The sequence below is a fragment of the Shewanella maritima genome (genome assembly GCF_043643735.1).
Classification (GTDB): domain Bacteria; phylum Pseudomonadota; class Gammaproteobacteria; order Enterobacterales; family Shewanellaceae; genus Shewanella; species Shewanella maritima_A.
In genome coordinates, this window is record NZ_JBHZSM010000025.1 from 21,055 (window position 1) to 34,565 (window position 13,511).

General features: G+C 41.9%; 10 protein-coding genes. All 10 read left to right on the top strand.

All coding sequences use genetic code 11. The features are described 5' to 3' along the window. The first annotated feature begins 323 nt into the window (after positions 1–323). The gene (gene pnp / locus ACHUGF_RS17815; RefSeq protein WP_394133257.1) at positions 324–2,423 is read left to right on the top strand and encodes a polyribonucleotide nucleotidyltransferase; all 2,100 of its coding nucleotides are present in this window, start codon (positions 324–326) and stop codon (positions 2,421–2,423) included. A gap of 150 nt (positions 2,424–2,573) precedes the next feature. Further along, positions 2,574–3,473: a lipoprotein NlpI gene (nlpI, locus tag ACHUGF_RS17820; RefSeq protein WP_394133259.1), complete on the top strand. Its 900-nt coding sequence runs from the start codon at positions 2,574–2,576 to the stop codon at positions 3,471–3,473. A gap of 76 nt (positions 3,474–3,549) precedes the next feature. Further along, entirely contained in the window at positions 3,550–5,133 is a 1,584-nt protein-coding gene (gene prfC / locus ACHUGF_RS17825) for a peptide chain release factor 3 (RefSeq protein ID WP_394133261.1), read from the top strand. Positions 5,134–5,454: 321 nt separating this feature from the next. Further along, a complete protein-coding gene (locus ACHUGF_RS17830) occupies positions 5,455–6,216 on the top strand; it encodes a TatD family hydrolase (RefSeq protein WP_394133262.1) in 762 nt (253 codons plus the stop codon). A gap of 177 nt (positions 6,217–6,393) precedes the next feature. Continuing rightward, positions 6,394–7,668 (top strand): NupC/NupG family nucleoside CNT transporter, encoded by a 1,275-nt coding sequence (locus ACHUGF_RS17835; RefSeq protein WP_394133264.1) that lies wholly within the window; start codon positions 6,394–6,396, stop codon positions 7,666–7,668. 349 nt (positions 7,669–8,017) lie between these two features. After that, positions 8,018–8,794 (top strand): outer membrane protein OmpK, encoded by a 777-nt coding sequence (locus tag ACHUGF_RS17840; RefSeq protein WP_394133265.1) that lies wholly within the window; start codon positions 8,018–8,020, stop codon positions 8,792–8,794. 366 nt (positions 8,795–9,160) lie between these two features. Continuing rightward, complete coding sequence (deoC, locus tag ACHUGF_RS17845; RefSeq protein WP_394133267.1) at positions 9,161–9,934, top strand: deoxyribose-phosphate aldolase; 774 nt, start codon at positions 9,161–9,163, stop codon at positions 9,932–9,934. Positions 9,935–10,037: 103 nt separating this feature from the next. Next, a complete protein-coding gene (deoA, locus tag ACHUGF_RS17850) occupies positions 10,038–11,369 on the top strand; it encodes a thymidine phosphorylase (RefSeq protein WP_394133269.1) in 1,332 nt (443 codons plus the stop codon). 12 nt (positions 11,370–11,381) lie between these two features. Continuing rightward, a complete protein-coding gene (locus ACHUGF_RS17855; RefSeq protein WP_394133271.1) occupies positions 11,382–12,596 on the top strand; it encodes a phosphopentomutase in 1,215 nt (404 codons plus the stop codon). 84 nt (positions 12,597–12,680) lie between these two features. After that, complete coding sequence (gene deoD / locus ACHUGF_RS17860; RefSeq protein WP_394133273.1) at positions 12,681–13,391, top strand: purine-nucleoside phosphorylase; 711 nt, start codon at positions 12,681–12,683, stop codon at positions 13,389–13,391. Positions 13,392–13,511: the final 120 nt, after the last annotated feature.

Below are 13,511 nucleotides of genomic sequence, written 5' to 3' on the forward strand. Positions count from 1 at the left end.
ATTAAGGCTAAGCCTGTTATTTTGCAACTAGCGATTGATTTGTATTGGTTTGCGTTACCAGTGACAACTTACAAATTTGCTAGAAAATACAACATTAACTCTAGTCAAATTCTGCCATCTTGTCATCAATAATTCATTATTGTGCACAATGAAACAACTATGCTGAGTGATATGTTCTCGTCAGCAAGAGCAAAGCAGGCGTAATTGTTTAAATAAAATGCAAAATATTTACTGTGGGAGTGCAGTGTTTATTTAACTATTGAAAATATTTGCAGTATACTTATGCGCGAAATTTAAAGGTAAATAATTAAGGAATGGGTCAAGTGAATCCTATTGTAAAGAGTTTTGAGTATGGTCAGCATACTGTCACCTTAGAAACAGGTGTTATTGCACGTCAAGCAGATGCTGCAGTTTTAGCGAGCATGGGCGATACAACAGTGTTAGTCACCGTTGTGGGTAAGAAAGAGGCTGATGCCAGCCGCGACTTTTTCCCTTTAACCGTTAACTATCAAGAAAAGACTTACGCTGCTGGTAAAATCCCTGGTGGTTTTTTCAAGCGTGAAGGTCGTCCATCTGAAGATGAGACCTTGATTGCTCGTCTAATCGACCGTCCAATTCGTCCTTTATTCCCGAATGGTTTTAAAAACGAAGTTCAAGTTATCATCACTGTTGTGTCAGTAGATCCACAAATCGAGCCAGACATTGTGGCTATGATTGGTACTTCTGCTGCGTTGTCTATCTCTGGTATCCCATTTAATGGTCCTATCGGTGTAGCACGTGTAGGTTATATTAATGGTGAATACCTACTTAACCCTACAGTTGACCAAGTTGTAGAAAGCGACCTAGACCTAGTGGTATCAGGTACGCAAAGTGCTGTACTGATGGTTGAATCGGAAGCTAAAGCTTTAGCAGAAGAAATCATGTTAGGCGCTGTAACGTATGGTCATGACCAACAACAAGTGGTTATCAGTGCTATTGCTGAGTTTAAAGCAGAAGCTGGCAAGCCTACTTGGGACTGGTCTGCACCTGTAAAAGATGCTGACTTAGTTGCTCAAATTAAAGATTTGGCGGAAGCGGGTTTAACTGAAGCTTACCAAATTGAAGTTAAGCAAGAGCGTTACGCACAAGTTGGTGTCGTTAAATCGGCTGCGAAAGAAGCATTGCTAGCGAATAACCCTGAAGCTGATATACGTGAAATTGATGGTCTACTTGGTAGCCTTGAAAAAGACGTAGTACGTAGCCGTATTATCAGTGGTAAGCCACGTATCGATGGTCGTGAGCCAGATATGATCCGTGCGTTAAATGTCAATGCGGGTGTTTTACCACGTACTCATGGTAGTTCTTTGTTTACACGTGGTGAAACTCAGGCGTTAGTTACCTGTACACTTGGTACAGAACGTGATGCACAAAAAATTGATAGCATCATGGGCGAACGTACTAACCGCTTTATGCTTCATTACAACTTCCCTCCTTACTCTGTGGGTGAAACCGGTATGGTTGGTTCACCTAAGCGTCGTGAAATCGGTCATGGTAAGTTGGCTTGGCGTGGTATGGCAGCTGTTATGCCTTCTGCTGAAGAATTCCCATACAGTGTGCGTGTTGTATCAGAAATTACTGAATCAAACGGTTCAAGTTCAATGGCTTCTGTTTGTGGTACCTCACTGGCATTAATGGATGCGGGTGTACCAATTAAAACTTCAGTTGCTGGTATCGCAATGGGTCTAGTTAAAGAAGGTGACGACTTTGTTGTTCTTTCTGACATTCTAGGTGATGAAGACCACTTAGGTGACATGGACTTTAAAGTTGCGGGTACTCGTGATGGTATCACTGCACTGCAGATGGATATCAAGATTGAAGGTATCACTAAAGAAATCATGGATATCGCACTGCAACAAGCATACGGTGCACGTGTTCATATTCTTAATGTTATGGACCAAGCAATCTCTGGTGCGCGTGAAGATATCTCTGACCACGCTCCACGTATCACATCAATCAAAATCAATCCTGAGAAAATCCGTGATGTTATCGGTAAAGGTGGTGCGACTATTCGTGCGCTTACTGAAGAAACGGGTACTACGATTGAACTGGATGATGATGGTACAGTTAAGATTGCTTCATCAGATGGCGCTGCAACTAAAGAAGCGATTCGTCGTATTGAAGAAATCACTGCAGAAGTTGAAGTTGGCCGCATCTACAACGGTAAAGTTATCCGTATCGTAGACTTTGGTGCATTCGTTAACATTCTTCCTGGCAAAGATGGATTAGTACACATTTCGCAAATTAGCGAAGAGCGTGTTGCTAACGTATCAGATCATTTAGAAATGAACCAAGAAGTTGCTGTTAAAGTGATGGAAGTTGACCGTCAAGGTCGTGTGCGTCTATCAATTAAAGAAGCACAAACTAAAGCAGAATCTGCTGAATAATATATTCTGACGATAATGCTATATAAAAGGAGAGCTTAGGCTCTCCTTTTTTGTGGCTGATTTCTGTAAAAATTACTTGTCAGTCGTAGCCCTTAGCCAACTACATTGCTATGATGCAGTATATTCAAATATCCTGATAAGGCCTCATGAATGGAATTTAAACTACGCACTAGTGTGATAGCAGCAATGATGGCGTCAACCATGTTGTTGACTGGATGTGCTGCTACCCAATCAGGAACCCCCGCTGCACAAGGGCAGATCCAAATAGAGCCTGTCATGCCTGATTACCAACAGGAAGTGACGTTAGCTAAGCTAAATGAAATTTTGGCGACCATGGAGCTGACTGATGAACAACGTGCAAGATTTCATTATGATCGCGGTGTTATCTACGACAGCGTTGGTTTACGATTATTAGGCAGAATAGATTTTCATAACGCGATTAAGTTGCAGCCGAATTTAGCTGACGCCTACAATTTCATCGGCATCTATTACACCCAAGAAGGTGAGTTTGAAAGTGCTTATGAGTCGTTCGATGGTGTGTTAGAGCTTGCGCCAGAATATGATTATGCTTATTTAAATCGTGGTATTGCCTTGTTCTATGGTGAACGCTATGAGTTAGCTAAGCAGGATTTACAGACATTCTATGATAGACAACCTTCAGATGGTTACCGTGCTTTATGGCTATATTTGATCAGTGTTGGAATGGAGCAAGAGCAAGCAACTGCTACATTATCAGAAAATAGAAAGCAATTACCTCCAACATCTTGGTCTACTGTATTGGTCGACTTTTACCTAGGTAATGTCACTGAAGAGCAACTATTTGAAGCCGCTAAATTTAATTTATCTAGTGCAAAAGAGTATGCTGAACGTCTATGTGAAGCCTATTTTTACATAGCAAAACAAGCTGATAGCCAAGGTGACTACCAAAAGGCAGCTAATTTATACCGTTTAGTATTAGCCACCAATATTTATGATTTTGTTGAGCATAGATATGCACGCATTGAGCTTGCAAGAATGAAGTCTCTTATTGGCCAAGCAGAGCAAGGTTAGTTTACCTAGAAAATTTGATACTAAGGCGCTATAATTTGCGCCTTTTTTATTATCTACAGTCAGCGCGCAGGTTAGCATGTCAGTTATTTCAACAGAGGTCGATAAACGTCGTACCTTCGCAATTATTTCTCACCCGGATGCGGGTAAAACAACCATCACTGAAAAAGTACTGTTGTTTGGTCAAGCGATCCAAACCGCGGGTACGGTTAAAGGTCGTGGTTCAAAGCAGCATGCTAAGTCTGATTGGATGGAAATGGAAAAGGACCGTGGTATTTCGATAACAACCTCGGTGATGCAATTCCCATACGCAGATTGCCTCGTTAACTTGCTTGATACACCAGGTCACGAAGACTTCTCTGAAGATACTTACCGTACGTTGACAGCTGTTGACTCATGTTTAATGGTTATTGACTCGGCTAAGGGTGTAGAGGATCGTACTCGCAAGCTGATGGAAGTGACCCGTTTACGCGATACGCCAATTATCACCTTCATGAACAAGTGTGACCGAGACATTCGCGATCCTATGGAATTGCTTGATGAAGTTGAAACAGAACTAAATATTGCCTGTTCACCAGTTACATGGCCAATCGGATGCGGTAAGTCATTTAAAGGTGTGTACCACATACTTCGTAATGAAACTATTTTGTACCAAACTGGTCAAGGCCACACTATTCAGGAAGTTCGTATTGTTAAGGGGTTAGACAACCCTGAACTTGAAAATGAAATTGGCAGTGAGTTAGCGGAAACATTGCGTGAAGAGCTGGAGTTGGTTTTAGGTGCGTCACACGAGTTTGACCATGAAGCATTCTTGCAAGGTGAGTTAAGCCCAGTTTATTTCGGTACTGCATTGGGTAACTTTGGTGTTGACCATATGTTGGACGGGTTAACGCAATGGGCGCCCAAGCCACAACCTCGTGAAACTGACGTACGTGAAATCAAAGCTGATGACAGTAAGTTTTCTGGGTTTGTATTCAAGATTCAAGCGAATATGGATCCGAAACACCGAGACCGCGTTGCGTTCATGCGTATTGTGTCGGGCAAGTATGAGAAAGGCATGAAAATGCGTCATGTGCGGGTAGGCAAAGATGTGCGTATTTCTGATGCACTAACCTTTGTCGCAGGTGACCGTGAACAAGTTGAGCAAGCTTTCCCAGGTGATATTATTGGTTTGCATAACCACGGTACCATTCAAATTGGTGACACCTTTACACAAGGTGAAGCACTGAAATTTACTGGTATTCCAAACTTTGCACCAGAAATGTTCCGCCGCATCCGTTTAAAAGATCCATTAAAGCAGAAACAATTGCTTAAAGGGCTGGTTCAGTTAGCTGAAGAAGGTGCAGTACAGGTATTTAGGCCGATTGACTCCAATGACTTAATTGTGGGTGCAGTGGGTGTACTTCAGTTTGAAGTGGTTGTTGGGCGTTTGAAAAGTGAATATAACGTTGAAGCCATTTATGAAGGGATTAGTGTCAGTACCGCACGTTGGGTTTATTGTGATGATGAGCGTAAATTGGAAGAGTTCCGTCGCAAATGTAGTCCTAATCTGGCGCTTGATGGTGGTAACAACCTTACGTATATTGCGCCAACCATGGTTAACTTAAACTTATCAATGGAGCGCTATCCAGATATTGAGTTTGCGAAAACCCGCGAGAACTAGACTCGATTAAAGTAATAACATCATCAAAATCGAGTAAATTTGACTCATTTTGGTATGATTAAAAGGTGGCTTTGCCACCTTTTTTATTGCAACAATCACAAAGGAAACTGCTGTTGGAGGGAGTGATGAAACGAATGCTAAACACCCTGGTTGTAAAACCGTGGCAGGCATATATCAAATGGTGTGATGCCATGGGGTTAACGCCTGAAAGCAAACGTTGTTGTGCTCCTAGGTTGCAAGATCCTGACATTAGCCGAGATAACGAGAGAAACACGAACCGAACAGCCACAAAGCTAGATCCAGTTAATCAGGAAAGGAACGATGATTGACACTCATGCTCATTATGACTTTGATGCCTTTGATGAATGTCGTCAGCAGGTGTTCCAGTGCTTGCAGCAACAAGGTATTAAACAGGTGATTTTACCTGGTGTAAGTCCTGAATTGTGGCAAAAACAGCTGTATGTTGCAGAGCAGTACCATTGTGCTTTTGCATTGGGGATACACCCGTGGTACGTACCTGAAAAACTTGAGGAAGCTTTTGAGCAGTTGCAGCAGACTGTTGAACAAAATGTTAAAAATGACCGCTTGGTTGCAATTGGGGAGTGTGGTCTTGATAAATTACATCCACAGTATGATAAGCAATTGTTAATGTTAAAGAAGCAACTAGAAATTGCTAAATATTTTAAACTGCCCATTATATTGCACTGTGTCAAAGCCCATGAGGAACTGATTTCAATCCTTAAGCAAGCGAAATTACCTAAAGCTGGGGTAATACATGGGTTTTACGGTGGTGAGCAACTTGCAAATCGCTATATTGATCTCGGTTTTAAGCTCGGTATAGGTCCTATTTTGCTCAACCAACAGGCCCAAAAGCTTCACCGCACGGTTGAAAATTTATCCATAGAACACTTTTTAATCGAAACCGATATCACGTCTCCCAAAGCAGAAATTTCTACAATATTAGCAAAAACAGAATTAAGTGTGACAGCGATCACAAAACAGGTAGCATCATTACAAAATATTTCGACTGTTTATGCACAAGAACGACTGTTCGAGAATGCATTGCAACTGTTTGAGCTTTAATTGTTTTTTCATAAACAAACGTTAATGTTTGCCCTTGGTTTACGTAAGGCTCTGAAAATAAACTTTAAAAACTTGATCAATTCCACGATTTTCTTTTGATGCTCGGTTATAATCATCAGCGGAAATTAGGTGAGTTAACAACATTAATAAAAACTGTTAACAAAAGGGTGATGATTAATGGATATAGTAATGAGTCTAGTAGGGGTGGTCACCTTACTTGCGATAGGTTTCCTCCTATCAACTAATAAAAAAGCAATTAATGTACGTACCGTTGGTGGTGCGTTAGCGATTCAAGCGTTCTTTGCTGGTTTCGTACTTTATGTTCCATTTGGTCAACAAGTGCTTGGTGGTGTTTCACAAGGTGTTGCTGATGTAATTGGATATTCTCAAGCTGGTATCGACTTCCTATTTGGTGGTCTTGGTACTGACGCAATGTTTGCTAACGGTGTTGGCTTCGTATTTGCGATTCGTGTACTACCAGTTATCGTTTTCTTCTCTTCTTTAATCGCTGTTCTTTACTATCTAGGCATCATGCAGATGGTAATTAAGTTCATCGGTGGTGGTTTACAAAAAGCATTAGGTACTAGCCGTACGGAGTCTATGTCTGCAACTGCAAACATTTTCGTTGGCCAAACTGAAGCGCCATTAGTTGTTCGTCCATTCATTCCTTCAATGACAAACTCAGAGCTGTTTGCCATTATGGTTGGTGGTCTAGCGTCTATCGCTGGTGCTGTACTAGCGGGTTACGCTGGTATGGGTGTTAAAATTGAGTACTTAGTTGCTGCATCATTCATGGCTGCACCAGGTGGCTTAATGATGGCTAAGCTTATGCACCCTGAAACTGAAGAAACCAAAAACGAAATGACTGACTTGCCTGAAGATGAAGATAAGCCAGCCAACGTTATTGACGCTGCTGCAGCAGGTGCTTCTTCAGGTATGCACTTAGCACTTAACGTAGGTGCAATGCTTCTTGCTTTCGTTGGTTTGATTGCAATGATCAACGGTATGCTTGGTGGCATCGGTGGTTGGGTTGGTATGGAAAACCTATCACTTGAGCTAATTCTTGGTTACATCTTCATGCCTTTAGCATTCTTAATCGGTGTACCTTGGGCGGAAGCTATGGTTGCAGGTTCTTTCATCGGTCAGAAGATCGTTGTAAACGAATTTGTTGCTTACCTAAACTTTGCTCCATACCTAAAAGATGTTGCTGATGGCGGTATCTTAGTTGAAGCAACAGGCGAAGTGATGACTGACCGTACTAAAGCGATTATTTCTTTCGCATTATGTGGTTTTGCTAACTTGTCTTCTATTGCAATTCTACTTGGTGGTCTAGGTGCTATGGCGCCTACTCGTCGCCATGACTTAGCTAAGCTTGGTGTTCGTGCGGTAATCGCAGCATCACTAGCTAACTTAATGAGTGCTACTCTTGCTGGTTTATTCTTAGCATTGTAATCCTCTATGGGAGCCTAATTAGGCTCCCTTTTCTGTTGTGCCTTGAGTGATTCACTTGAGGTGGAACAAAATGCAAATTGATAATTGCGTTGATCCACCGTTTCCGAAATCGCGAAGTTATTGTAAGTGTATAAATCCAGCAATAAGAGATGATGCACTTGCTGTTACAAAAGAGTTTGTTGTGTTGCGCTGATGTAAATAGAGATCGAGACACTGTTCACAAATTGGGATTAAGTTTCCGCTTTTTTAAGTTAAAGTGATTGTGTTTCAGTTTCGCGGCGCTAAAATACGCACTGTAAAGACTACGCTGCCCACAGAGGCAGCAAATAAATGATAAATGGGGTTGATGATGAAAAACGTTAAAACTTTAGCTTTAGCAGCAGTAGCTGTAGCTTCAATGACTGCAACAACTGCACAAGCAGAACAATACTACGGTTTTGCTAATGTATCTGTGAACTACTTAGATTGGTCTTCAGGTACTACTGATCGTACTAATGGCGGTAAAGAAGATTTCGTATATATCGAAGTTGAAGGTGGCGCTGGCTACGATTGGGGTGATGTATACGGCTTTATCGATTTCGAAAACCCAACTAAGGGTGATTACGGCTACGACACGAGTAAAGATGCCGCTGAAGCATTTCGTGTAGCTGCGAAAGGTTCTGTTGCTGTAAACATGGGCGACACTAACTGGAACTACTACGGTCATATCTACAGCATCTCTGACTCTTCTGGTTTCTACGAGCAAAACATTGTTCTTGGTGTTAGCTATGACATCAACACTGACTTTGGACTTTGGGTTAAGCCTTTCTTAGGTGCTCACTACGTTCATAACAACTTCATCGGTGCTGGCTACAATGGTGGCATGGCAGGTTGGGTACTTGGTTACAACTTCAAGCTTGGTGACCAAGACTTCATGATCACTAACTGGAACGAAATTGAATTTAGCCGTTCTGATGAGCACTCTGCAGGTAACGGTGGTGACACTGGCTTGAATGGTGCGGTAGCAGTTTGGTGGAATGCGACTAAAGATTTCACATTTGGTGTTCAATACCGTTACGCACACCAGAAGCTAGGTTCAGAAGCGTACCAAAACGCGATGATCTTCTCAGCTAAGTACAACTTCTAATTGTACTTTGGGAGCCATGTAAATGGCTCCCATATTTTTACGATATTTACTAACTTTCCTCTTTAACTTTTACTAAAATACACTGACATCAAATAATTTATATTTAGTGTATTTCAATAAAGGTTTTACGCGCTAAAACGGATTTTTCGCGGAATGGATGTCACAATAACTTTGTTGCTCTTTTCCGGTCTTCATGGATTCAAGTCGTGGTACTCGTTATCAGATTGAATACAAATTTGGTGAATTGTCCCTACAAACACAATTTACCGGCAAGCCTGAAGGCCCGGCCATAAATATAATCACAATCGCCATGCTTAAAGTTTTGCCATTACATATTTACTTTTATATTTGTTTTGGAGAAGAATTATGTCTGACTTGAAAAAAGCTGCGCAACTAGGTATCCAGTTAATGGATCTGACGACGCTTAATGATGATGATACTGATCAAAAAGTTATCGACTTATGTCACAAAGCCAAAACGGCTGCAGGCAATACCGCGGCTATTTGTATTTATCCTCGCTTTATTCCTATTGCACGCAAAACCCTTAATGAAATGGACTGTGAAGATATCAAAATCGCCACAGTCACTAACTTCCCACATGGTAATGATGATATTGCGATTGCCGTTTTAGAAACCCGTGCTGCTGTGGCATACGGTGCAGATGAAGTTGATGTTGTATTCCCATACCGTGCACTTATGGCTGGCGATGAAACAGTTGGCTTTGAGTTAGTTAAGGCATGTAAAGAAGCTTGTGGCGAACAGGCCATTTTGAAAGTGATCATTGAGTCTGGCGAGTTAAAAGACTCTGCTCTAATTCGTAAAGCATCTGAGTTATCGATTGATGCCGGCGCTGACTTTATCAAAACTTCGACTGGTAAAGTCCCTGTTAATGCTACGTTGGAAGCTGCTGAAATCATGCTAACTGTTATCAGTGAGAAAAACACTAACGTTGGTTTTAAGCCTGCTGGTGGTGTGCGTGACGCGCAACAAACTGCTGAGTTTATCGGCGTTGCTGAACGTATTCTTGGTGCTGATTGGGTTGGTCCTCACTCTTTCCGTTTTGGTGCTTCAAGCTTATTAAATAGCTTATTGCATACACTTGAATTAGCCAATGCTCCTCAAGCCAATCAAGGTTACTAATGAGCAGCAAAGCGTAATAGCTAGCTATTACATTAACGTCTGCTTACAGACGATATTCATGGATTGAGAAGCAGGCAAGATGTGCCTGCTTGAGGAGCAGTTTATGTTTCTAGCACAAGAAATTATTCGTAAAAAACGCAATGGTGATTCACTGACGACAGAAGAAATTCAATTTTTCGTCAACGGTATTACACACAACACTGTTTCAGAAGGGCAAATTGCTGCACTGGGCATGGCTGTGTATTTCAACGATATGAATATGGATGAGCGTATTGCTTTAACAACGGCGATGCGCGATTCAGGTACGATATTAAATTGGGATGCATTAAAAGCTGACGGTCCCATCATCGATAAGCACAGTACTGGCGGCGTTGGCGATGTCATTAGCCTAATGTTAGGCCCTATGGCTGCTGCCTGTGGTGGTTTTGTACCTATGATTTCAGGTCGAGGTTTAGGACATACGGGTGGCACTCTTGATAAGTTTGATGCTATTCCAGGTTATCAGACTGAACCTTCTAGTGAGCTATTTCGTAAAGTCGTTAAAGAGGCTGGTGTCGCGATTATTGGCCAAACAGGGGATTTAGTGCCGGCGGATAAACGCTTTTACTCTATTCGCGACAATACCGCGACTGTGGAGTCAATTTCGTTAATTACCGCATCCATTTTATCTAAAAAATTGGCCGCTGGTTTAGATGCCCTAGCCATGGATGTCAAAGTGGGTACAGGTGCATTTATGCCAACCTATGAAGCATCTGAAGAGCTGGCGCGCAGTATTACCGCTGTCGCAAATGGTGCAGGTACTAAAACGACGGCATTGTTGACCGATATGAATCAGGTACTGGCTTCTTGTGCTGGTAATGCTCTTGAAGTTAAGGAAGCGATTCAATTTTTAACAGGTGAATACCGCAATCCACGTTTGTATGAAGTCACAATGGGACTTTGTGCTGAAATGTTGCAATTAGGCGGACTTGCTCAAACAGAATCTGAAGCAAGAGCTAAGCTTAATGCAGTGCTAGATAACGGCTTAGCTGCTGAGAAGTTTGCCAAAATGGTATCAGGCTTAGGTGGTCCAACTGATTTTGTTGAAAACTACGCAAATTACCTACCTAAAGCAGGAATCATTCGTCCGGTATATGCTGACAAAGCTGGCTTTGTGCATAGCATGGATACTCGTGAGCTTGGTTTATCTGTCGTTACTCTAGGAGGCGGCCGTCGCAAACCAGGTGATGCGCTAGATTATAGTGTTGGTCTGTCAGATGTGAGTGCGTTAGGTCAGCAGGTTGATGCTGATAAACCATTAGCCGTTATTCATGCGCAATCAGAAGATGCGTTCGCTGAGGCTGCCCAAGCGATTAAGTCAGCGATCAATGTTGCTGATGTAGCGCCAGAGAAAACACCAGAAATCTACCGCTATATCAGAGCGACAGATTTGTAAGAGGTAAAGAGTATGAAACGTACATTTATTTTAATGCTAGATTCATTCGGACTAGGCGCTACTGAAGATGCCGTTGAGTTCGGTGATGTTGGCTCTGACACTTTTGGCCATATTGCTAAAGTGTGTGCCGCTGGCGAAGCCGATATAGATCGTTTAGGCCCTTTGTCGTTACCAAACCTTGCCAAGCTCGGTTTAGGACATGCAGGCTTTGAGTCTACTGGTAAGTTTGCTGCAGGATTTGACGAGAATGTTGAATTGATTGGTGCTTATGGACATGCCAAAGAATTGAGCTCTGGTAAAGATACACCTAGTGGTCACTGGGAAATGGCAGGTGTACCTGTTTTGTATGAATGGGGTTATTTCAGTGATGTTGAAAACTCATTTCCTAAAGAACTCACTGATAAAATTCTAGCACGTGCTGGTCTAGATGGCTTTTTAGGTAATTGCCATTCTTCTGGCACTGTGATTTTAGAAAAGTTAGGTGAAGAGCATATGCGCTCTGGCCAACCAATTTTCTATACTTCGGCTGATTCGGTGTTCCAAATCGCGTGTCATGAAGAAACTTTTGGTTTAGAAAAACTATACCGCCTTTGTGAAATCGCGCGTGAAGAATTGGAACCATACAATATCGGTCGTGTTATTGCGCGTCCATTTGTTGGTAGTGATGCCAGTGATTTTGCCCGTACTGGTAATCGTCATGATTATGCTGTACAGCCGCCAGCACCCACTGTATTAGATAAACTTAAAGATGCAGGTGGTGAAGTCGTCAGTATCGGTAAGATTGCTGATATTTACGCTAACTGTGGTATTACACAAAAATTTAAGGCAACAGGGTTAGAAGAGCTGTTTGACCAAACGCTTGAGCAAATAAAGCGTGCTGGTGATAACACCATAATTTTCACTAACTTTGTTGATTTTGATTCGCATTATGGTCATCGCCGTGATGTAGCTGGCTACGCTAAAGCATTAGAGTATTTTGACTCGCGCTTGCCAGAGTTGTTTGAAATTTTGTCTGATGATGACTTAGTTATTTTCACAGCTGATCATGGTTGTGACCCGACTTGGGAAGGCACAGATCATACCCGTGAGCATGTTCCTGTATTAGCGTTAGGCGCAGGATTAGAAGCTGGGTCACTTGGGCGAAGAGGTTCGTTCGCAGATATTGGTCAATCTATTGCAAGTTACTTTAATTTACCAGCAATGGATTACGGTGAGTCTTTTATTTAAAAAGAAACTTACTCAAATTTTGGCTACATGTTAACAATAAACATGAGCCTGAATACTTATAAAATAAACATAGGGGTTATATTCATGGCTACACCACATATTAATGCTGTTGAAGGTGCATTTGGTGAAACAGTACTGTTTCCTGGCGATCCATTACGTGCAAAGTACATTGCTGAGACATTCTTAGAAGATGCTGAGCTAGTGACTGACGTACGTAATATGTTTGGTTATACCGGTACTTATAAAGGTAAGCGTATTTCTGTTATGGGTAGTGGTATGGGTATTCCTTCATGCTCTATCTATGCTCACGAGCTAATTAAAGAATACGGCGTTAAAAACTTAATCCGTGTTGGTAGCTGTGGTGCGATTAGTGCTGATGTGAAGCTTCGCGACGTGATCATTGGTATGGGCGCTTGTACTGATTCTCAAGCAAACCGTTTACGTTTCAAAAACCAAGATTTCGCAGCAATTGCAGACTACGGTCTATTAAGTGCTGTAGTTGAATCAGCTAAAAAGCATGATATCAAAACGCAAATTGGTAACGTATTTTCAGCAGACTTGTTCTACACGCCAGATCCTGAAATGTTTGATGTGATGGAAAAAATGGGTGTGCTAGGTGTTGAAATGGAAGCCGCTGGTTTATACGGCGTAGCACATGAGCTAGGTGCGAAAGCACTTTGTGTTGTGACCGTTTCTGATCACATCAGAACTGGTGAAAAAACCACTTCCGATGAGCGTCAAACTACGTTCAATGACATGATTATCATGACATTAGATGCAGCCGTTGAACTATAAAGTTTAACTTGCCCCATAAAAAAACGGCATCTTTTAGATGCCGTTTTTGTTTTCAGCCCTAAACCACCTACTTCAGTAGGTGGTTATCATCAATTAGGGTTTGCCTGTATCTTTGTTTGT

What these genes read in the sequence shown, in the direction of transcription:
- nlpI (WP_394133259.1), top strand. Translation starts at nt 2,574, where the DNA reads ATGGAATTTAAACTACGCACTAGTGTGATAGCAGCAATGATGGCGTCA.
- prfC (WP_394133261.1), top strand. Translation starts at nt 3,550, where the DNA reads ATGTCAGTTATTTCAACAGAGGTCGATAAACGTCGTACCTTCGCAATT.
- ACHUGF_RS17830 (WP_394133262.1), top strand. Translation starts at nt 5,455, where the DNA reads ATGATTGACACTCATGCTCATTATGACTTTGATGCCTTTGATGAATGT.
- ACHUGF_RS17835 (WP_394133264.1), top strand. Translation starts at nt 6,394, where the DNA reads ATGGATATAGTAATGAGTCTAGTAGGGGTGGTCACCTTACTTGCGATA.
- ACHUGF_RS17840 (WP_394133265.1), top strand. Translation starts at nt 8,018, where the DNA reads ATGAAAAACGTTAAAACTTTAGCTTTAGCAGCAGTAGCTGTAGCTTCA.
- deoC (WP_394133267.1), top strand. Translation starts at nt 9,161, where the DNA reads ATGTCTGACTTGAAAAAAGCTGCGCAACTAGGTATCCAGTTAATGGAT.
- deoA (WP_394133269.1), top strand. Translation starts at nt 10,038, where the DNA reads ATGTTTCTAGCACAAGAAATTATTCGTAAAAAACGCAATGGTGATTCA.
- ACHUGF_RS17855 (WP_394133271.1), top strand. Translation starts at nt 11,382, where the DNA reads ATGAAACGTACATTTATTTTAATGCTAGATTCATTCGGACTAGGCGCT.
- deoD (WP_394133273.1), top strand. Translation starts at nt 12,681, where the DNA reads ATGGCTACACCACATATTAATGCTGTTGAAGGTGCATTTGGTGAAACA.